The organism is Gimesia alba (genome assembly GCF_007744675.1).
GTDB classification, from domain to species: domain Bacteria; phylum Planctomycetota; class Planctomycetia; order Planctomycetales; family Planctomycetaceae; genus Gimesia; species Gimesia alba.
In genome coordinates this window covers 6,606,505-6,628,576 of sequence record NZ_CP036269.1, presented here as the reverse complement: position 1 = coordinate 6,628,576, position 22,072 = coordinate 6,606,505, and the positions used below count along the sequence as shown (strand labels likewise).

General features: G+C 48.9%; 14 protein-coding genes. 7 read left to right on the top strand and 7 right to left on the bottom strand.

Features of this window, described 5'->3' with window-relative positions:
- The first annotated feature begins 4 nt into the window (after positions 1-4).
- The 3 genes from bamD to Pan241w_RS24640 all read left to right on the top strand — a co-directional run bounded on the left by bamD (position 5) and on the right by Pan241w_RS24640 (position 3,371).
- Positions 5-1,447 carry an outer membrane protein assembly factor BamD gene (bamD, locus tag Pan241w_RS24650; RefSeq protein ID WP_198000134.1) on the top strand — a complete coding sequence of 481 codons (1,443 nt, stop codon included), beginning with the start codon at positions 5-7 and terminating at the stop codon, positions 1,445-1,447.
- A gap of 59 nt (positions 1,448-1,506) precedes the next feature.
- A complete protein-coding gene (gene lptE, locus Pan241w_RS24645; protein WP_232107264.1) occupies positions 1,507-2,016 on the top strand; it encodes an LPS assembly lipoprotein LptE in 510 nt (169 codons plus the stop codon).
- 239 nt (positions 2,017-2,255) lie between these two features.
- Positions 2,256-3,371 (top strand): PASTA domain-containing protein, encoded by a 1,116-nt coding sequence (locus Pan241w_RS24640; RefSeq protein ID WP_145220988.1) that lies wholly within the window; start codon positions 2,256-2,258, stop codon positions 3,369-3,371.
- Positions 3,372-3,432: 61 nt separating this feature from the next.
- Here the strand turns inward: Pan241w_RS24640 and smpB are convergent, their stop codons facing one another.
- Positions 3,433-3,927 carry an SsrA-binding protein SmpB gene (gene smpB, locus Pan241w_RS24635; RefSeq protein ID WP_145220985.1) on the bottom strand — a complete coding sequence of 165 codons (495 nt, stop codon included), beginning with the start codon at positions 3,925-3,927 and terminating at the stop codon, positions 3,433-3,435.
- Positions 3,928-4,070: 143 nt separating this feature from the next.
- Complete coding sequence (locus Pan241w_RS24630; protein WP_145220982.1) at positions 4,071-4,820, bottom strand: sulfite exporter TauE/SafE family protein; 750 nt, start codon at positions 4,818-4,820, stop codon at positions 4,071-4,073.
- Between the two features lie 492 nt (positions 4,821-5,312).
- On the opposite strand from Pan241w_RS24630, the gene Pan241w_RS24625 reads away from it, so the two are divergent.
- The 4 genes from Pan241w_RS24625 to trhP all read left to right on the top strand — a co-directional run bounded on the left by Pan241w_RS24625 (position 5,313) and on the right by trhP (position 12,572).
- Positions 5,313-8,591, top strand: coding sequence for a DUF1553 domain-containing protein (locus Pan241w_RS24625; protein WP_198000133.1), 3,279 nt, complete (start codon positions 5,313-5,315; stop codon positions 8,589-8,591).
- A 9-nt stretch (positions 8,592-8,600) separates the two neighbouring features.
- Positions 8,601-10,067: a DUF1501 domain-containing protein gene (locus Pan241w_RS24620; RefSeq protein ID WP_145220977.1), complete on the top strand. Its 1,467-nt coding sequence runs from the start codon at positions 8,601-8,603 to the stop codon at positions 10,065-10,067.
- Positions 10,068-10,210: 143 nt separating this feature from the next.
- Positions 10,211-11,140: a sialate O-acetylesterase gene (locus Pan241w_RS24615; RefSeq protein ID WP_145220974.1), complete on the top strand. Its 930-nt coding sequence runs from the start codon at positions 10,211-10,213 to the stop codon at positions 11,138-11,140.
- 61 nt (positions 11,141-11,201) lie between these two features.
- Positions 11,202-12,572 (top strand): prephenate-dependent tRNA uridine(34) hydroxylase TrhP, encoded by a 1,371-nt coding sequence (gene trhP, locus Pan241w_RS24610; protein ID WP_145220971.1) that lies wholly within the window; start codon positions 11,202-11,204, stop codon positions 12,570-12,572.
- Between the two features lie 6 nt (positions 12,573-12,578).
- Here trhP and Pan241w_RS24605 read toward each other — a convergent pair whose 3' ends face one another.
- From Pan241w_RS24605 to Pan241w_RS24585, 5 genes are all read right to left on the bottom strand, one after another.
- Positions 12,579-13,250, bottom strand: coding sequence for a BON domain-containing protein (locus Pan241w_RS24605; RefSeq protein WP_145220968.1), 672 nt, complete (start codon positions 13,248-13,250; stop codon positions 12,579-12,581).
- A gap of 109 nt (positions 13,251-13,359) precedes the next feature.
- Positions 13,360-14,247 (bottom strand): hypothetical protein, encoded by an 888-nt coding sequence (locus tag Pan241w_RS24600; RefSeq protein ID WP_145220966.1) that lies wholly within the window; start codon positions 14,245-14,247, stop codon positions 13,360-13,362.
- Between the two features lie 3 nt (positions 14,248-14,250).
- Positions 14,251-18,213, bottom strand: a complete 3,963-nt coding sequence (locus Pan241w_RS24595) for a secretin N-terminal domain-containing protein (RefSeq protein ID WP_145220962.1) — start codon at positions 18,211-18,213, stop codon at positions 14,251-14,253.
- A 370-nt stretch (positions 18,214-18,583) separates the two neighbouring features.
- The gene (locus tag Pan241w_RS24590; RefSeq protein ID WP_145220959.1) at positions 18,584-20,482 is read right to left on the bottom strand and encodes a cadherin repeat domain-containing protein; all 1,899 of its coding nucleotides are present in this window, start codon (positions 20,480-20,482) and stop codon (positions 18,584-18,586) included.
- 66 nt (positions 20,483-20,548) lie between these two features.
- Complete coding sequence (locus tag Pan241w_RS24585) at positions 20,549-22,042, bottom strand: type IV pilus biogenesis protein PilM (RefSeq protein ID WP_145220956.1); 1,494 nt, start codon at positions 22,040-22,042, stop codon at positions 20,549-20,551.
- Between the last annotated feature and the right edge of the window lie 30 nt (positions 22,043-22,072).

Genomic DNA, 22,072 nt, shown 5'->3' with positions numbered 1-22,072 from the left:
GACCATGTCCACTTATGACTTACAAAATAAATCTCCCTCTGTGACTCGCAGCATGTGCCTTTGCCTGGCTCTGGCGCTCTGCGGATTACTGCCGGGCTGCGCCATGTTTGGCGAACAGACTTCTGATTTTGCAGCATTGAAGCCACCCTGGTCTAAAAAGAGTGCAACCGATGATCCATCGATCGAGGGCGTACGCGGACCGATGCAGCGCGTGATGCAGACTGCACTCTGGAACAGAAAGAAAGATTCCACGTTCATTGAGCCTGCGGTCGGTGCGGCGGAATACAAACAGGCCAATGAAAAATTTGTGGCGAAAGAATATAAACGGGCTGAGAAGGAATTCAAAGCCATCGTCAAAAAATATAAAAATGACCCAATCAAAGAAGATGCTCAGTTCATGGTGGCAGAATGCCAGTATGCTCAAAAAAAATATTCCTGGGCACAGGACAGCTACGATCAGTTGCTGATTGATTTTCCCTCGACCCGACATCTGGATCAGACCACCAAGCGATTGTTCTCAATAGCTCGTTACTGGCTGCAGGAACCATCGATTGTGAAAGGGAGCGAAATTCAACAGGTGAACCTGGAAGAACCCGGTTCAGAAACTCCGGAAATTCCCAGTGACGGCAAGTCGCGCAAATCACGATGGGCGCTGGTACCGAACTTTTTTGATCGCACGCGTCCAGTATTCGATACCGAGAACCGAGCACTGGAAGCACTCAAATCAATCTGGCTGCATGACCCGACCGGACCACTGGCCGATGATTCTTTGATGCTGACTGCCAGCCATTATCTGAAAAAAGGGCGGTATATGGATGCCGACCGCACTTTCAGTCTGTTGCGTGAAGAATACCCGAAAAGTCCGCACCTCAAAGATGCGTTCATGCTGGGTACGCATGTGAAACTGATGTCCTATCAGGGACCTCAGTATGATGCGACCGTGTTGACAGATGCGGGAGATCTCAAAGCGACCACCATGCGTCTCTTTCCAGAGGCGGAACAGGCACGCCTTAAGGAAGAACTGAAAAAAATTGAAAAGGCCAAAGCCAAGCGAGACTGGGAAACCGTTCAATACTGGATGCGGCGCGGTAAACCAAAATCAGCGGCCATTTATTGTAATCTGCTGATCGAAAATCACCCCACATCCACGTTCGCGAATCAGGCGCGGGAATTACTGGCAGAGTTAGGAGACGAGAATACCAGCCATCTTTGGGCAAACTATGCCACACCGAAAAAGACGGTACAGCAACCCGAACCGAAAAGATCATTCGTTCCGGGATTACCTGGGTTTGGAAAAACAGATCCAGTACCAGCAACAACAAAACAAGCACCACCGGCCCAGCAGGGGTTGGAACCACCGGCTCGTTTGAAACTGGAAGGATTTGGAGAACCGATTCGGAAAATTCCTCTGGAAGATGAACCGGAACCAGCAAGAATCAAACTATAAATTTCGTTATCGCGTGGCAGAAACACTGAGTTCTGTTGAATAAATTCATGGTACGTATTGTGGCAAAATTGTTACTGCTGTCACTACTGTCGATAGATCTGACAGGCTGTGGTTACACGGTCGGAAATTCCTATCAACAGGACGTGCAGACCGTTTACGTCCCCATTTTTGAAAACAATACCTTTCGTCGTGGATTCGAATATCAACTGACTGAAGCCGTCCAGCAGAAAATTCAGTCACGGACTCCCTTTCGTCTGGCCAAAGGCATCGAAGCGGATACCCGGCTCAGTGGCACAATTAAACAAATCAACAAAAGCGTCTTAGGAACGACTCAAAATAATGACCCACGAAACCTGAATCTGCAGTTTGTAGTTGAGGTGACCTGGGAAGACATGCGCAGCGGGAGAATTCTGTCTCAACAGGAAGTTCCCATCACTCCGGATGTGGTAAATTTGGTCTCGCAGGCTTCGTTTGCACCGGAAGTCGGGCAATCTCTGGCAACAGCGACCAAAACTGCGACTGACAGTTTAGCAAATCAGATCGTCCAATTAATGGAAGCACCCTGGTAAACTGACATGACATAGAGACAAACATGGATAGTCAGGAATTTGCGTTCCTGCTACACTGCGGCCACATGTGGTCGCAAGACATTTCAGAACTCACAACAACGAAAATCAACCCCCCACCTCACTAGATCAACCTATCTTCTTCAATAGCACGGATTGCTATCACATATCGGGCCTCAAGCCAGTAAATCTGGTTCGTCGATCAGCCAGACCGGCAATTCAGGGAAGGATTTGGACAACTCATGAAATCGAAACTGGTTTTACAGCAAAGAGCACTCGTTTTTACCTGCTGTACTGCATTCACGTTACTGCTGATCAACAACGAAGTACAGGCACAGCTGGACCAACGGAAACCACGCCCCAACCCGGCTGGTGCTGTCCTCAAGGTGCAACAGTTACCTCCCGCGCTGGAAAAGATTTTGGAGAACTGGGAAAACCATTCGGAAAAAATTGAAAAACTGCAAGGTAACCACATTCGCCTCTGGTATGACGATGTATTTCAGATGGAAAAACGTTCGGATGGGAAATTCTATTATGAACATCCTGATAAGGGGCGGATTGATATTACCGGGATGGAAATTCCCAAAGGAGCGGTCAGCGACAAACGCAATGCTGAAGGAAAACCCTATCAATTAAAACCGGGAGAAAATGAATGTTGGATCTGTGACGGAAAACGCATCTTTTCGATTAACGAAGACGAAAAATCCTATGAAGTTTACCCGATTCCGGTGGATCGCCGCGGAGCGAATATTATGGAAGGCCCACTCCCCTTTTTGTTTGGGATGCCAGCAGAGACTGCCAAAAAACGCTACTTCCTGAAATTGCTGGTCAATACACCGGAACAAATTGTGATTGCCGTCAAACCCAGGCGTCGAGCCGATGCTGCCAACTACAGTGAAGCAAAAGTCAAATTAAACCCCAAGACTTATCTACCGGATGCAGTACAGTTGATTCATCCCGGGGGTAATCAGTCGACGGTTTATGTCTTCAAAAATGTAGTGGCAAATAAGAGGAAAGGGATCATCGATTGGTGGAAAGGAGATCCGTTTATCCCGGATCTGGATGACTATCAATTACAGGGAAAGGTTGCTGCGGTTGCCGAAGGGCCGAATACCCCGAATCCGGTTAAGCAGGTGGCGTTCAAAGTGCCTTCCATGATCGGCAGAGATTACAAGGCAGCACAACAAATGCTAGTCAAGATGGGATTCGTACCAGAAATCCACCGTGGTGCAGCAGCCCCGGAACCGAAAGTTATCTACCATGTTTATCAACAGTTGCCCAAGCCCGGAACAACGGCCAAAAAAGGGGAGACGGTTCATCTTCGGCTGTATGACAACCCTAAAACCACTCAAAATTAAGCGTAGCTGAAATTACAGAGACGCGGGACCTTTAAGGCCTTTGGAATTTGTTCCAAAGGCCTTAATTATTGCGTGCACGCATCGCACGCTGAATGTCCATACGTGCGGAATCTTTTTTGAGCTTCTCGCGTTTGTCGTGCAGCTTGCGGCCTTTGGCGATGCCCAGTTTCACTTTTACTAACCCGCGCGTGAAATAGACAGTTAACGGAATCAGCGTCAGGCTGGAATTTTCAGCGCGCTCAGCAAACTTCCTGATTTCTGATTTTTTCATCAGCAGTTTACGTGGACGCCGTGTCTGGTGATTCATTGTGTTGGCCTGGGGATACAGGGCAATATCACAGTTATAGAGCCAGACTTCCCCATTATGAATACGGGCGAAGGCCTCTTCGATCGAAATCTTGTTGGCGCGCACACTTTTGACTTCGCTGCCCGCTAATACAATCCCGCAGTCCAGTGTATCCAGGATTTCATAGTTATGCCGCGCTTTTCGATTCTGGCAGACGGTGCGCGAATTCGGGTCTTCTTTCGCAGCCTTCTTTTTCCCTTTTTTCCCCATTGCCAAAATCTCCCACCGACGACACGCCGGAACCACAGCTCATGTTTTTATCTAATAACTTGTTGAACGAAACAGGGACCAACGCTGTTCCCCGTTCAGGACCGACACATCTTCCGGCGGGAAGGTTCAGTTGAAAAGCGACCTTAATGGCTCTCTGGTCTTACCTGTACCTGAAGTGCTCCCAGCATCCGGGTAATCTGTTTTTCCTTTTTGGAAATGAAAGGCACATTGTCCAGCACGATCGCCCGGGGCTCGTTACGGGGATGCAGCACCAGTCGTCCTGATCGTAACAGGATGTACTCAAAAATATCGCTGATCTCTTTGTCAATTTTCAAATTCGGTGCCGAAAATCGTTCCAGATCGCTTAAAAAACCGTGGTGATGCAGCAACTCGTTGCCTTTCACTTCCCAGTAGTCAAAACGCACACTGATTCCCACCCCGACAAAAATCAGGCCCAGGATGCCGGAGAACATCCAATACATTTGGGAATTCGCCCAGGGACGTAGACTTTTCAAAAAATTGGTCAGGGCAGGCACAATGTCAGGATTGAATCGCAGTAGCATCCAGATCCCCATAAAGATCGCCACCCCCAGAAAGAACAGTGTCAGTGATGTGGTGCGCGGGAAGTCAAACGCCAGCACCGTAATGTTTAAACCAAACACGACGAGAAATATTAACGCCATGACTTCCGCCATGTGTTCGCGATTGCCGCCAATGTGGGCAGACTCCCCTGCAATCGACATGAAAATTGCAGCCACAATCGACACGATCAAGGTCGGATAGAGAAAGACAATTTTGGGATACGAAATCAAATAGATACTAGATGGCGTATCATCTTTGTGAGAAGCTTGATTAGGTTCCTGCTCGTTGCTCATATTGGAATCATCAGCCATTATCGAATCCCTTATCTGTAATCGCGTGTTGACGAAATTGCGTTCCAGGCACAATCCGGACTCTGAATCTTATGAAACGGACTCCTAACGGAAATGGATCACGAAACCAGTGACACTTTTCAGAATTAGAAGTGATTTCCACGATAGCATCGAAAGACACAAATCGTTTCTGGAATTCATATTAACTCTTTGTCAGTCCCAGCGGCCTGAACGGCAATAGTAGACGTGATCAAACAGGACTTCAAGCCTGATACCAGTCTGAAACGTCAGGCAGAGTCCGGAATCGCTGCAATTCAAGAGGTGCTAAAAGCCAGCCCACTCTTTTGTCTGATTCAGTGTTATTTTGTTCTGAAAGAGCCCAGATACGTGAAAAGAAGTCTATTTTTGTATAAAATATATAAAGAAAAATATATATAATATATCAAAATCAAAAGTAAGGACTTATCAGGCTTTCGGTTCCGTGGTAAATATTAAGGTATGAGACTACGACTAATGAGAACAATTCGTTCCACCTCAGTTTTCGGGCTTGGTTTTCTGGCGCTGTTGATTTCTCCGTCATTGCCTGCCGCTGAGAAGGTGGATTACTTAAAAGAGATCAAACCGATCTTCGCGGAGAAGTGCTATGCCTGCCATAGTTCGCTCAAGCAGGAAGCTGAGTTACGCCTGGAAACGCGCGAGCTCATGCTGAACGGAGGCGACAGCGGTTCGGTTCTCAATCCTGGCAACCCAGATCAGAGTCTGTTGCTCGAACGCATTCTCGCCAAAGCAGACGAACAAATGCCGCCACCGGAAGAAGGTTCCCGGCTGAATGAGCATGAAATCGCGCTGATCAAAGCCTGGATCGCACAGGGAGCCGTCACTCCAAAAGAAGAAATCCCCGGCAGTCCTAAAGATCACTGGGCGTTTCAGCCACCGGTCAAAGCAAAGCTACCGGGTGATTCTCCAACGCAAAATCCGATCGATGCCTTTCTGGCAGCGCAACGACAACAACAGGCTTTGATTACAGTAGCACCGGCGTCTAAGCGGGTCTTGTTGCGTCGTGTTTATCTCGATCTGATCGGTTTACCACCCACGCAGGAAGAGTTACAGAATTTTGTGAATGATTCTGACAAGGACGCCTATCAAAAAGTCGTACGCAAACTGTTAGCGAGCCCGCAGCATGGCGAACGCTGGGGGCGGCACTGGATGGATATCTGGAGATATACCGACTGGTATGGCCTGGGTAAGCAGCTCCGCTACAGTCAGAAACATATCTGGCACTGGCGCGACTGGATTGTTGAGTCCTTAAATCGGGATAGCAGTTATGCTGAGATGGTGCAGGATATGCTCGCCGCCGATGAGCTCAAGCCGACCGATCATGAAGCCCTGCGTGCGACCGGATTTCTGGCGCGTCATTATTATCTGTTCAACCGCACGACCTGGCTCGACAGTACTCTGGAACATACTTCCAAGGCGTTCCTGGGGCTGACCATGAATTGCGCCAAATGTCACGATCATAAATATGATCCGCTGACGAACGTAGACTACTATCAGATGCGGGCCATTTTTGAACCGTATCAGGTACGCCTCGATGCCCTGCCCGGCGAAACCGATCTGGAGAAAAACGGGTTGCCCCGGATTTTCGATGCCCACGCCGACGCCAAAACCTACGTACACATTCGCGGCAATGAGAAAGATCCCGATCAAAGCCGGGAAATGAAACCGGCGCCGCCCGGACTGTTTACGTTCGATCCTTTCAATGTCACACCGGTTGCTCTGCCCCCTGAAGCACACCATCCCGGAATTCAGGATTTTGTGCTCAAAGATCAGTTGAAAGCTGCAGACGTCAAGATCGCGGCTGCTGAAAAATCGGCCCAACAGGCAAAACAACAACTGGCGAAACTGGAGCAGGCCGCGCAAACTGAACTGGTTCAGCAGAAAGATCCCGAAAAAGCAGCCCCCTTTCTGGTAGATGATTTCAAGGCAGCGAAACCAGAACTCTGGACGATGGGCCCCGGTCAATGGGCCTATCAGGAGGGCAAGCTGATTCAAACCAAAACCGGATACGGCCGCGCATATCTGCGTTCGAAACAGGACCATCCGCAGAACTTCAAAGCGAAGTTCAAATTCAAAACGACCGGTGGCGATAAATGGCGTTCGGTCGGGTTGGCCTTTGATGTCGATGACAAGCGGGAAAAAATGATTTACCTGAGCGCGGTTCAGCCGGGCTCCAAGCTACAGGTTTCTTACAACGAAGGTTCCAAATCCGTTTACCCCGCCGAAGCACGGCATGGATGCGAAGTAAATCTGAACGAACCGTACGAACTCGAAATCAAAGTTCGCGATCAACTGGTCAACGTGTCGCTGAATGGCGAGCACGCGATTTCCTATCGCTTGCCGCTCCAGCGCGAGTCTGGAAAAATCGATCTGTTGGCATTTGACGCTGCGGCGGAATTCGAGATGATCAACGTCAGTTCGCTGCCCGCTGATGAAGAGATGATTGATGGCAAACAGTCTGTGAAACCTTCGTTAGCTCTGGCGAAAGCAAAGTCCAAAGCAGCCACGCTCTCATTGCAAACAGCACGCCTTTCAAAGACTGCTCTAAAAACTTCCTTCGCAGCCGATAAGGCCCGATATTCAAAACTACCAGAAGAAAAACAGGCAGAATTAAAACAGGCTGCAGCTCTGGCTGCCCGGAAATATGAACTGGCACAAGCTGAAGAAAAGCTGGCGAAAGCCGAAGAGAAGTCAGAAGCAGCAACCGGCGCAGCAAAGAAAAAAGTCGAAAAAGAAATTGCGGCTGCGAAAAAACAGGTCGCAACGGCAAAGCAGGCGATCAGTAAACCGGGCGAGAAATACACGCGCGTGCGGGCATCACTCAAAGCACTGGAAGGGCCAGCAGAAAAAGAGGCTTCCCGATTCCAGCCGTATCCTGAAGCCAGCACCGGACGCCGTGCCGCGTTTGCCCGTTGGGTTACACATCGTCAGAATCCATTGACGGCCCGGGTCGCTGTGAATCATATCTGGTTGCGTCATTTTGGGCAGCCACTGGTGGAGGATGTTACCGATTTTGGACTGCGTTCCAAACAGCCGTTACAGCATCAGTTGTTGGACTGGCTGGCGGTGGATTTCATGGAGCATAACTGGAGCATGAAACATCTGCACGAATTGATGACCACCTCCAAAGCATACCAGCTCAGCAGTTCCACGATGGGCGCCGATCCGCGAACACAGGAAAAAGATTCGGAGAACCATTACTACTGGCGACGTAATATGGTGCGGATGGAATCGGAAATTATTCGGGACAGCCTGCTCTACCTGGCGGGCGAACTCGATTTGACCAGCGGGGGGCCGACTATTGATCCGGCGAAAAACCCTGATAGTAAACGCCGTAGTATGTATTTTACCACATCTCGTGATGCTCAGGATAAGTTCCTCAGTATGTTTGATTCCGCTGATATCTTTGCCTGCTATCGTCGCAATGAAAGCGTGGTGCCACAACAGGCATTGGCGCTGGCTAACAGCAAGGTTTCTCTGCAGATGGCACGGAAAATAGCCGGACAGATTCGCAAAGAGCATTCCGAACTCAGCGATCAGGAATTTGTCAAACACGCCTATGAGAAAATTCTATGCATTGAACCCACGCCTCAGGAACTGGATATATGCCTGTCTGCGTTAGCTGAAACCCAGTCTTTGTTGAAAACGGCAAAAAGCCAGAATTCCGTCTGGCGATCGCGAGAAAACCTGGTTCACGCATTACTCAACCATAACGATTTCATCACGATTCGATGAAGGTGCGTCATGAATATTCAAAATGATTTTCAGAACTCTTCTAACAGTTTACCCCGTCGCAATTTCCTCACCAGTCTGAGTTCCGGGCTCGCGGGCATTTCACTGGCTTCACTGTTGCAAGAGGAAGAGCGCGCCCAGGCTGCATCGGAACATCGACTTCCTAATGGAAAAGCGCATTTCCCTCCCAAAGCGAAAAGTGTGATCTGGATGTTCATGCGGGGGGGCGTGAGTCATATGGAAAGCTTCGACCCCAAGCCGATGCTGACGAAATATGCGGGAAAATCGATTAGTGAAACTCCCTGGAAAAGCGTGCAGGAATCGGAAAAATTAAAGCGGGTCCGTGTGGTTGTCGTGAATGATGCCAATGGACAGCAGCGGAATAAAGTCTATCCGTTGCAGGTCGGTTATAAAAAGTATGGCGAAAGTGGGATCGAAGTCAGCGACTGGTTTCCTCATATTGGCGGCTGTGTGGATGACATCTCCATCGTGCGTTCTATGTGGACGACCGATGATAATCATGGTGCCCAGGTTCAATTCCATTCCGGCCGTCATATGCTGGATGGTCGAGTGCCGACCATTGGGGCCTGGGTAAATTATGGCTTGGGATCACTGAATCAGAATCTGCCGCAGTTTATCAATATGGGGCCACGTTATTTTGATGTCAGAGACGGTCACTATCTGGGGCCTGCTTACGATTCGGTTCCTCTCAAAGTCGACCCGAAGAACCCCCTGCCCTATGCCAAACCGGAACTGGACCTCAGCAACGAAGAACAAAAGATCGAGTTCTCACTCATCAATCAGTTGAACCGTCTGAATGCGGAAAAGTATCCGAATGACAGCACGCTTCAGGCCCGAATGAAATCGTACGAACTGGCTTTTCGCATGCAGACCGCGGTGCCTGACGTCATTCAGTTTGATCAGGAAACCAAAGAGACACAGGACCTTTATGGTTTGAATAATCCCGCCACCAAACCGTTCGGGATGCAGCTTCTGGCCGCACGCCGGTTTGTCGAGAAAGGTGTGCGGTTCATTCAGATCATGCATGGTGCGGGAGCAGCCGGTGCCTGGGATTCGCATTCCAATCTGAAAGCAAGTCACTCCAAGCTGGCAATGCAGGTCGATCAACCGGCGGCGGGTCTGTTAAAAGACTTGAAACGCAGAGGTCTGCTGAAAGATACGATTGTTGTGTTCGCAACCGAATTCGGACGGACGCCCGGTTCACAGGGGAGTAATGGCCGCGATCATCATCCGTATGGTTTTTCCATCTGGATGGCTGGAGGCGGGATTAAAGGCGGAATCGCGCACGGCACGACCGATGAACTCGGATTCCATGCAGAAGAAAATCCCCATTATGTGACCGACGTGCATGCCACGTTGATGAAACAGCTGGGGCTGAATGCCCGGCGTCTGGAAGTGCCCGGTCATAAACGCATCGAAATGGATTACGGCCATCCGATTGACGGAATCATTGCGTAGCCCGCATTTCTTTGATGCTTGTCTTGATCTGAAGTGCATACTATGGTTTCGTTAAGCCCGACTTGCTCTGTATAATTGATCTTTGTGATACCAAATCACAGTTGAATTCTCTTTTTTACACAGCAGATGCGAAAGGCTTCTCCATGTTTCGGCTCAAATGTCTTACTCTGGCTCTGATTGCGTTTCTAATCATCGTTGGGAATGAATCCGCCTCAGCGAAAACATACCGGGTGTATTTTCTGGGTGGCCAGTCCAACATGGACGGTTACGGATATGTCAAAGATCTCCCCCAGGATCTGAAGCAGTCGGATTCGGGAGTAATGATCTTTCACGCGAACCCGGCTCCGGATGGCGTGCCCGTGGATGGTCGTGGCATCTGGGCTCCCTTACAACCAGGGCATGGAGCTGGCTTTAAATCGGATGGCACCGCGAATACCTATTCCAACCGTTTTGGTGCTGAACTGACTTTTGCAAAAAAACTCAAAGAACTCGCGCCAGAAGAAAATATCGCCTTGATCAAAATTTCGCGTGGAGGAACTTCGATTGCCATCGAAGCGGCAGGCAATTTTGGCTGCTGGGATCCCGATTTTGAAAAAGGAACGGGTAAAGGTCAGGGTATCAATCAGTACGACCATTTTCTGGCAGGTATGAAGCGGGCACTGCAAACGCGGGATATCGATCAGGATGGCGAAGCGGATACCCTGGTCCCAGCGGGCATTGTCTGGATGCAGGGAGAGAGTGACGCCCACTACTCCGAAGAAATTGCCCGGCAGTATGAAGCCAACCTAAAGCGGCTGATGGACTTAATTCGCGCGACGATGTTGACAGATGACCTGCCTGTGGTGATAGGCCGCATTTCGGATTCAGGCGATAATCCGGAGGGAAAGGTCTGGAAGTATGGCGAGATCGTGCGGGGCGGTCAGGCGGCGTTCGTAGAAAAAGACAAACGTGCAGCGCTGGTGACGAGTACCGATGATTATGGTTATTCAGATCGTTGGCACTATAATTCAGAAGGTTATCTGGATTTAGGCAGGAAATTTGCCCAGGCCCTATGGAAACTCCCTCAGGAATAATATTATTCTGCTTGAATCATTCGTGCTTACACTTTGTTAAAGTCAAGATTTAGGTATCAAAATGAAACCGGAACTTCTTTCTCCCGCTGGAACTCGCAAGGCCATGCAGTACGCTTATGCGTTTGGTGCTGATGCAGTCTATGCAGGTCAGCCGCGCTACAGCTTGCGAGTTCGCGAAAATGAGTTCAACAAGCTGGAAGTGATGGCAGAAGCCGTCGAAGAAGCACACCGACTGGGGAAGAAGTTTTATATCGCCAGTAACATTGCACCGCACAATCTGAAGGTGCGCAGCTATCTCAAGAACATGGAGCCGGTGATCGACATGAAGCCGGATGCCCTGATCATGTCTGATCCCGGGTTAATCATGATGGTCCGGGAACGCTGGCCTGACGTCCCCATTCATTTGTCCGTGCAGGCGAACGCCGTTAACTATGCCACAGTCAAGTTCTGGCAGAAATTTGGCCTGACGCGCATTATTCTTTCCCGAGAACTCTCCATCAAAGAGGTTGCCGAAATTCAGGAAGAGTGTCCTGATATGGAACTGGAAGTCTTCGTACACGGGGCGCTTTGTATTGCGTATTCGGGACGGTGTCTGCTGTCTGGTTACATGAACCACCGGGATTCAAATCAGGGAAACTGTACCAATGCGTGTCGCTGGGACTACAAAGTCAATGAAGCCGTCCAGACACTGGAAGGGGATATCGTCCTCAAAAATCCTCCCCCGCCCAAAAGTCAGCAGCAGTTGCCGATTGTAGATCAGGTTTTTCTGCTCGAAGAGCCGCAGCGACCTGGCGAGTATATGCCTGCTTACGAGGATGAACATGGTACCTACATTATGAATTCCAAAGACCTGCGCGCCGTGCAGCACGTGAAGACTTTCAGTGACATGGGCATCAGCTCGCTGAAAATTGAAGGACGTACCAAATCGTTCTTTTACGCCGCCCGCACCGCACAGGTATATCGCAAAGCCATTGATGATGCTGCCGCGGGTATTGAATTCAATGACAATTTGCTGGAGATGCTCGACAGTCTCTCCAACCGCGGTTACACCGAGGGCTTCTTTCAGCGACATGCTTCTGAAAGTATGCAGAATTATGAGCATGGTCGTTCGATGGCCAATCAGCAGCAATTTGTCGGCGATATCATCGACCGTGACGAGGACGGCTTGATTGTAGATGTCAAAAACAAGTTTGGTCTGAACGATGAACTGGAATTGATGACTCCCGCCGGAAATACGGTCTTCAATTTGAAAGCATTGTTAGACAAAAATTCGGCGTCGGTTGACGTTGCTCCCGGTAGTGGGCATGTCTTCAAGATCCCGATTAGCGAGAATCAGCTTGAGGACAGCGCGGGGCAACTCAGTGATCACGATCAGCAATTTGCGTTACTTATGAAATCGGTCAGGACGCCCGCCCAAACGTCTCTGGCTTAGCGAATGCTATTTACCGGCAGTCGCAACGGTCAGTTCATTCTTGACTTTGCGTACGCCCGGTTCCAGCATTGCCAGAAACTCGACCAGTTTCTTAGCACCAGCTATTTCGACCTGGCCTCGCAGTGTCACACTACGATCAGCGTTGACTTCGAACTGTACGCCCCGAAATTGTTCATTACGTTCCTTGATCCGGTCGAACGAATTCCCCATCGAGGTTTGCACATTGCTGAGTGGAAGCGGTGGTGCGGTAAAGGCGACGCGCATTTGTGGACGGAAGGCGGGAACTTTCGGCCCTGTTTGCCCGGCATTGAACTGATTCTGTGCAGATCCGCCAGTATTGGCTCGGTTAAAATTGCGCGTCTGACCGGCATTATTAGCCGCGTTTTGTGCGTTATTCCGTCCGATGAATGAATTCTGAGCGGCGTCGGAACGGCCAATGAATCCATTCTGAGGTGTCAGGTTTTGCACCGTCCCCATGGTTGACAGACCGAACTGAGAATTTCCCGTTCCACGATTGCCCGAGTTTGCATTTCCAATTGTGGTTCCCGTGTTCCCCGAAGTCTGAGACGAACTGCTAGATAGAGTTTGTACTTGTGCCTCGGTTTGTTCGGTGATTCCAAAAGTGAAACACGCGCAAACTATTAGGTATAAGGCAGTTGTGATAATAGAGCGTGTCATGATTTTCCCCGAAACAGAAGCCAGAACGGACCGAACCCGTATGTCCCTAATTATAACATCGACATTTAAACGTGGAAGTAAATAATCTGTTTTTCAAGTGGGGAAAGACTTACTCGCTGGGGGCATTTAATCGAAACTGTCGGTAACTTGCGGATTGCTTTGGTGCGTTTTCCTGGAGCAGACTGTTAATTCTCTCAGCTGGTGCCTGGCTTTTATCATTCAGGAGATTGCTAAGCTGTTGCTCCAGTCGGCGAATTCGTTCGTCCCGTTCGTCCGATGAGGGCACGCTGACTTCAGCTTTGACCTGCTGGATTTCGTTTTGCTGTTCCGTAACACGTTTTACTCTCGAATCCAGGAGCTCCGAAGAGAGTTCCAGACGTTTTCCCTGTTCCCGCCGCGCCAAGGTTTCTACGAGTACATTTTCTTTCGGGGCTGGCTTTTGTTGCGCCAGAGGCTGCTCTGCCGCTTTGGGAGTTTTGCCATCCAGTTTGACGGAGATCATTCGTGAATAAATGTCAGCAGAACCCTCCTGAGTTAATTGCACGCGCAAGGCACATTCTGCCTGATCTCTTCCTTTTCGTACGTAGGGAATAAACACCTGATAGGCAGGGCCTAACGTTGAATCGACTGCATGGACCTGCCAGGCACCTGAGTCGAATTTGTATTGATGGATTGGTTTATTCTGTTCGCTGGTGGCTCCCTGGTCGTCGTAGAGATGGATCATGACCTCACCCTTTACATAAACGGGTGAAGAGTTGTTATGTTGAAAAAACATGAGCTGTCCTGCAAATCCGCGCGTCGGCATACCATCTACGCCTTTGCCTTCAGCAGCTTCCCACAACGCGACTATTTCCACGGCTGGTTTTTTGGGTGAAGCAAAATTTTTGGCACCCTTCCAATCCCAGGTAGACAACGCCAGGCTCGTACATCCGGAATTAGATGTCGAAAGTAACAAGAGCAATGCTAAAAATCGAACAGGCACGATCAGATGTTTCATTGTTTAGTCTCGTCCCCAATAAGGAAATTTCGCTTGAAATCGCTTTTGTTTAACCGGTTTTTTCGGAGAACGAACGGGTTGTTGTGTCTCGTAATTGATTTGCTGAATTGCTCCTTCCAAATTCGGATCGGACATGATCTCCGGATTCAGATTCGTTTGTGGCATTACGGTGGTCGGAATTGCTTCCAGCATCCCATCTCCTTCAGGGACAAACTCTGGTTCTCCCGGAGGGACCGCAAAAATAGGTCCCTGCATCTCTTCTGCTTTCTCAACCTGCAGATGAATTCGTTCTGCTTCGACCTGTTTAATGAATTCAGAATCGGCGTCGTTTCGAATGATGCGTGGTGTCAGGAACACCAGCAATTCTTTCCGACGCGTTGAAGTGTAGTCATAGCGGAAAGGAATTCCCACGAGTGGAATGTCACCCAGCCAGGGAACTTTACGCTCGATGGTCGTATCAGATTCCGTAATCATTCCCCCCAGTACAACCGTTTGACCGTTGGGAACACTGACCGTCGTTTGAACCTGAGTGATATTCTTGATCGGAGATTCCACAACGTTCCCTGTAGTAGCATCAGTGAAGATGGGAACGCTTTGACCATTGAAATCACTTTTCTCAGCCTGCGTCTCCATCACGATATTGCCATCAGGACTGATACGGGGGGTGACCGTCAGAATAATCCCGGCTTCTGACTGTTCGATCACAGGATTGGCAGAACCGACGGCAGTCACCGATACACCATTGACAACGGGAACAATCTGACCGACCTGGATCTGGGCTGTCACATTATCCACTGTTCGAATCTGCGGACGACTCAAAATATGCACGTTCCGCTTGGCTGCCAGAGCGCGAATCAGAATACTGACCGATTCGGAACTGGCGGAAAGCACCAAGCCCCCGAAGCCGAGGTCGCTGTTCCCGCGCTGCAGTGAAAAGTTACTCAGTGCCTGCCCTGCGGTATTACCAACGTTGTTGGTATTGTTCGTTCCTAGCGGGTTGATGCTGTTAAACAGAAACCCGGGAGTGGCTTCTTGTGACACAATCGTCTGATTGGTTTGTGTGACGTTGTTCTGTCCGGTGACGGTTTGCTGTACCGTTAATACATTGTCAATAATACTTCGGTTAAAGAGTAGTGAATCCTGAATCCCGAGTTCGACCCCAAATTCATCATCGTTATCCAGTTCCACTTCAACAATCAGAGCCTGGATGATGACCTGAGGCGCTTCCTTGTCTAAATTTTTGACCAGATTGGAAATCTCTTCAAAAAAGCGTGGAGTGGCACTGATGATCAAATTATTGTTGATTGGTTCAGGAACAACAATCACTTCCCGTTCGAGTAATTCGAAGCTACTGATCAGGTCCGGATCTTGCGCAATCAGCGAACGTTGTGTGTCGAGGAACTCATTGATGGCTTCCGAGACATCCGCGACGGGGGTGTTTTTTAGTTGAATTACCGTCGTTTCCCGTTTGCGGCTATCGGCGCCATCCAGTTTGAGCAGAATCGCTTCGACGATCTGGAGTGCATCCGCGCCCCCTTGGGCAACAACAGAGTTGGTGCGACGATCCACGGTAAAATTCAACGGGATCAGATTACTGTTTGCATCATTCACTCCGGCAATTTGAATCCCCAAATCTGTCTGTTGGTTTTCGGGAGAAAACGTAGCTTGGAGTAATGTGACCATCGATTGCGCGTCTGCATTTTTTAAGGTGAATACTTTGAGCTCTGCGACCGTTGAGACTCGTTGATCAAATTGTTTAATTAACGCACCAATCAGTTCCAGGCTGTCTTTGGGAGCAGTCACAACCAGAGAGTTCGCACGAGGGTCTGCAATGACACGAATGTCGGCTAATAGACCAGATCGGAGCACCCGGCTTTGAGTTCCTTCCTGAGCAAGGTATTCCAGAACGACAGACCGTGCTTCTTGTAACTGTTGGGCCGCTTCTCCGCCGGCACCACCAATATTAGTCCCTAAGCCCGAGGTCTGTGCCGCCGCAGGATTCAACACGCTTTGTAGTGTGGAATTCAAAGTCTCCGCCAGATCGGCGGCGATGGCATTCGTTAACGGGAAGATCTTGACGCGACTGACTGCCTGAGATTGGTCCTGGTCAATTTTTTGAATCAGAGCTGCCACTTCCTGCATATCCCGTGGTTGTGCCTGGACGATGATCGAGTTCGTTCGAATGTTGGCAGAAACAATCACCCGTGTTCCCAGTCCGCCACGTTCGTTGTAAAAATCTGTTAATGTGGTTGCGACCTGGCTGGCACTGGCACTTTTCAACTCAAATACGCCAAACTCGGTCTGCGGATTTACTGGCTGATCCAATTCTTCCGCTAATTTGAGAATCGAAGGCATATCGGTATCGGGGGCCAGAATCAGCAGCGCATTCGGTTTGACCAGAGGAATGATTTTGATTTTCTGAATCTGTCCCTGGATGGCGCGCAGTTTCACGAGGTCTTCGTAAACCCCATTCAATAGATCAGCGAGTGCCGTTGAGTTCACGTGACGCAAGTTTAATAAATGGATGTCAGGTCGCGTTCCCTCGCTCAATTTCTCCAGTTCTTTGATGATTTTCATCAACGCATTGACATCTTCATCTTTACCACGCAGGATGAGCACACCCAGATCAGGCACACTCTCAATATTCACATTGCCACTCAAATCCTGTAATAACTCCGGCAGAGAGGGTTGTTTGACGCCTTCGGTTGGTTTTTCTGCAGGTTGAGGCTGTTGTGGATTTTGTACTCTATTTCCAGGCTGTGCATCATCGAAGGCGACTTGATCAACACGCTGTCTGAGGCGATCAATCTGTTGATGTCGCGAGGGAAGACGACGGTTGGAATAAGTATTGACTGATAAGCCCTGTTGAGGACTACGGCGATTGCTTACTGCGCTGGTCTGTTTGTGGAGTGTCTGGGCGACCTGACCAATCTGAGCGGAACCGGTTACCAGTTGAATCGATTCTACTTTTCCGCTGGCAGCCTGATCCAGTTTCATCACGGTTGTTTTTAAAGCACGTGCTTTGGATGCCGCAGCTTCGAATATCAATTCATTATTTTGTTTGTCGAGTCCGACACGAAATTCAACTTGTGCTTCTACGATATTGAGCGACTCGTTTGTCTGATCATCAGTCAGACTTTTTTGATTTTGAGAGTAAACAGCGACTCCCGGCAGGCCATTCGGGCCTTCTCCCTGCAATTCTGCGCGTGATTCAAACGCATGATAAAACAGCCGCAGGATTTCGGTACTGTTTAAGGTACGTGGTCGAACTGCAAAAAGAGTCAATTGTGGTTTTGACGGTTGTTGTGGTAGCTGACGCGCACTCTGTTCAAAGGTTGCCGGAACATCAGCTTGTTTGACGGGCGGTTCAGAATGCTCAGCCTGTTCCACATATTCGACTTGTCTGACAGTCTGTTTTTTCTCTTCTACTTCTCGATGCTGTTTACCGCTTGTCTGAACGGTAGCCCGTACATATCTTGGTTTGGCCTGGCGAAGATCGAGAACAATTAAGAATTGATCTTTTTGAAGTAATCGAAACCCCTTTGGCTCGAGATCACGATTTAATATCTGAAATGTTTCTTTCAGCGAGTGTGATCTTTTATCAATGCGTGAAAAAAAGCCTTTGGGGACCACATCCATGACCAGCGTTAATTGACTCTGTTCTGCAACCTGTGTCAGGACCTTTTCCCAGGTTGCCTGAACGTGATTTAATGAAATGTCAGCGACTTCATTGGTTTGCTTCAAGTTATGTTTGATCTGAGCTGCAGGCTGGTTTTGATTTCGATTTCCCACATTTGAACTGGTCTGGTTTGCTGGCACCTGCGTATCGGACGACTTACGCAGGCGGCTCCAAAAGCCGGGTTTGCTATCGGCGTAAGCAGAAATTGTAGGTCCGCACAGCATGAGCATTGCCAGCAGACACCGCAATTGCCTGGAAACAGTTCTGGTTAATCGTTTAAAAGACAACAACGTTTCACCCCATTGATATCAGGAGTTAAATTCAGGAATTGAAGCCAAGGAGTGTGGACGTATCTCAAGCGAGATCTTCTCCGACAGAATCCCTACAATCGTTAATATCGGCAAAGTTTGACATTTTTGTTGAACAAAGGTTTTAGATTTGCAAAGAAAAAACGAGTTTTTTCGAGGATGACTAATGTCGATAACCTGTTATTTATAAAGGGGATGCGCACGATCTAATTCAGCCGAAGACTTCATTGAAGCCGGCTTCTGAGGTGACTTGATTAACAGGATAGGGCAGGCAGGTGCTTGGGGATAGGAAGGATGAATTGGAGAAAGAGGATGTAATAATCCCTTTAGAACTGTGAAAAGAGAGACGCTAATTCAACACAGGAACTCCCGTCAGGTTTCGCAGGGATCTGAAATTTTCTCCCAGTGAGAGCATCCACTGTTTGCCGTCGATTTCCAGAATGAGATGTTTCTCTGTTATCGCTTTCACAACAGCTTGAATTTCAGCCACGTTGATTTTATCGCCCGTTTGTACTTCCTGTTTCTGATTGGTGGCTCGATTACGAAGCCAGGCGACTTTTTTACCATCGATGTCGATGCTACCTGTCAGGAATGTAAAGAACGCATCATCCAATGCGACTTTGATACTAATCTGCTTTGATGAGGAAACGGGCGGGGTTCCTGAATCAGAAACCGTTACGGTAATCGGATACTCCTTCAGTTCCATGGAAACCGGGGGAGTCCATGTGAGTTCGCCTGTTTCTGAATTGATGCTGACACCGTCAGGAGCACCGGGACCTAACGAAAAGTTGAGTTTTTGTGGTGGGAGGTCGGCGTCTGTCGCTTTTACAATCAGAGACATTGGTTGTGTCTGATAGGCGGTCGCCGACGTGACAACTTCAATTTGGGGAGGCGTATTATTTTCCAGGAATTCGATTTGGAACAGTTTTTCAACGCTCTGTTCTCCTTGAGTGGCAGTCACGATCACCGGATACACGCCCGGCTTCTGTTCTTTTGTTGGGGTCCACTTTAACTTACCTGATTCGGCCACCAGGCTGGGCAGCTCCGCTATAACAGAGAGTACGGGAGCTTTTAATCCAGGATTCACCCCCTGTAAAGTCAGCGCGAGATCCAGAGTATTCCCTCTGACGACAGTCTGATCGGAAATGTCCTTTAGCTCCAGTTTGTAGACTTTATCGGGAACTGGTTTGGCAAACGGGCTGGATGCCGCCACTAAACCATAATCAAAGACAGTCTGTAAATATTGGGGCGCCTGTGTAATCGTGGCACCTTTTTTATGAGCAGCCGGTTTGCTGTCGAGCATGCCGCGTTGAACCGTCCAGTCTCCTCCAGCATGGTTTATTACATTCAGGAATTCCTGATCAATTTTGACAAGGAAGCTCTGGCCTAAAGGAAAATATTTGGTACTGAGAACTTTGATCAACTGTGCGTCTTCCGTAATCGGCTGTTGTAGCTTTGTGTTGCCTTCTGAAAACTGGTTCAAAGGAGCCAGTTCAACAGGAGTCCCCGTTTCATAGCGGGCAGGCACCGTTAGATCGGCACCCCGAACGATGGTCCAGGTATCCCCGGCGATCTCGCTGACGGTCAGAAATTCCTGATCGATGCGAATCCGAAACGGTGTTTGCTTGGGAAAATCAATCGTGTCCTGAACTTTTATTTTCGTTTCATCGAAGTTTAAATTTGAAGCTAACTTTGCGCGGGGAAACAGTTGCTCACGCGGCTTGGCTTTCGTTAATGCCAGCCCTTCAGCAGTGAGTTTGACTTCGAGTTGATCGGACTTGCCGGTGCCCGTGCTATTCAACTTCAGTCCGATAATGTTCTGTTGCAGATCTGCCTGATAGAAGTGTAAGAGAAATCGGCACAGTTGCTCGTATGTCGCAGACCCTTCGAGTGAGACCTGGATCGCGATGTATGTTTTGCCTTCGCGAATACGACGCCCCGGTGAGAGTTTCAAATTGGAAACTCCGGAAAGTTCTGCCAGGTCATTCAACCATTCCAGATACAGCCGCTGTGCATCGTGTTCATCGGGCGGCAAACTGTGTGCAACCCAGTTCCCCAGCTGTTTGGCGGACCGGAGAAGTTCCAGCTCTTTCTGTTCTTTCTGATCAATCTGTTGATTCAATGCTTTCAGCTGATTTTTACGTGATTCCACTGGTTCGATAAAGGTGCTGTCGATGACGGGCATCCCCAACCAGATCACAATCACGGCTCCAAAAACCGCTGCCAGTATTTTTTCTCGTTTTTGCATCGTTCAAACATTCAACTCAATAAAATAAATACAACTTAAACAGATTCATCATCCAAGAGCCTACCATTATTTGTTTTTTTCAGTAGCAGGTTTCTGAGGGGGTTCCGCTTTCGCGGGTAATCGTTCTGCATCGATCTCAAAGGGGACTGGATACGATGTATCCATGGTTGTATTATTACTTCGTTTGGGGTGAACCCGATAATTATGATTGGATAACTGTTGATTGAGGTCTCTGACATCAAGATCATCTTTGGCATGACCCGTTGCTCTGAGCCGACTGATGGATTGACCGGCCGAACGAGTGACATCCAGTTCGCCCAGATAAATTCGATCGGTGCCCGGGAGTACGGTATCTAATTCCTGCATGACTTTTAATGCTTTGGAATTTGAGTTTTCCCATTCATCGATCAACGCTACTGACTCCAGTGTCGGTTGGCCTCGTTTGAGAAATTCATCCAGGTCTTTCTGCACTTTCTGTCGTTCGGCAATCTGGTCATCCAGATCGCTAACACTACGCTGAGTCAAAAACATCGCTGTGAGCAGAATCAAAGCGACGCCGGCCACTCCCAGACCAATTTGAAGTTTACGGCGGTCCGGTTTTTCTTCCGCTTTATGCGGATGTAAAAAGTCGACAGTCTCCAGTCTCTTCTGGCTCTGTGAGTATAGCATTCCCAGTGGACCGGCTAAAACGCCCGGAGATTCCAAAGCAGAAACATCCCCAGTGCCAGTCTTGATCTGTAAGAGTGGGTCAATTACTTCCACGCGACAGTGTAGACGCTCACCTTGAGTTGTTGCAAAGTCCTGAAGAGCTAATGGATCTCCAATCAGAAAGACGAGTTCGATATTATGACCGCCAAGCTGAGCACTGCGGGCGAGAAGAAATCGATTGATTTCTGTCTGGATTGCCGACTCGATGGCTGCCTGATCTCCCGAGGTGATTGATGTCGAATGCGAAAAGAGTAACTGGTATTTGCTGATCAAAGAGAGTTCCAGATAGTGATCGATTTGATTGACGATCAGTGTGGGAACATCCAGATTCGCAAGGTCAACGTCGAGATGAGAGACCCATTCTGCTGCTGCCAGTGAACTGACTCCTGTAGAAACGATTTCCATACCCAACGACTGAAATGTTTTCATGGCTTGTTGATGCAAGTCTTTGGAGATGCTGGCCACAAGTACGTCCCGTGTTGTTTTGCCTTCCTGTGCTGGCAATAACAGATAGTCGAGCATCAGCTGTCCGAGTGGTACCGACGATTTGGTCGCAGTTTGAAATCGGACGATCTCAGGAACTTCTTCCAGCGGTACGTCTGGGATTTCGATCAGACGAATTGTGGAATCGTGGCGGGGAAACGAGATTAGGATCTGCTTGCTGGCGATTTTTAATCGGGAGAATTCGTTTTTCAACCAGCTGCCGGCGGAAATCGGATCTCGAGCCGGATGCAACTCGTCCGGCCAGGCGATCTGAAACGAACGCTTAACGGAAACAGCAGAACTGCTCACGTGTGCTTCGACTCCAGAGAGTCCGGTTTTTCCCCAATTGATTGCCAGATAGTCAGCCATAAATTGCTTCTTAAAAAAATCAGTATCAAA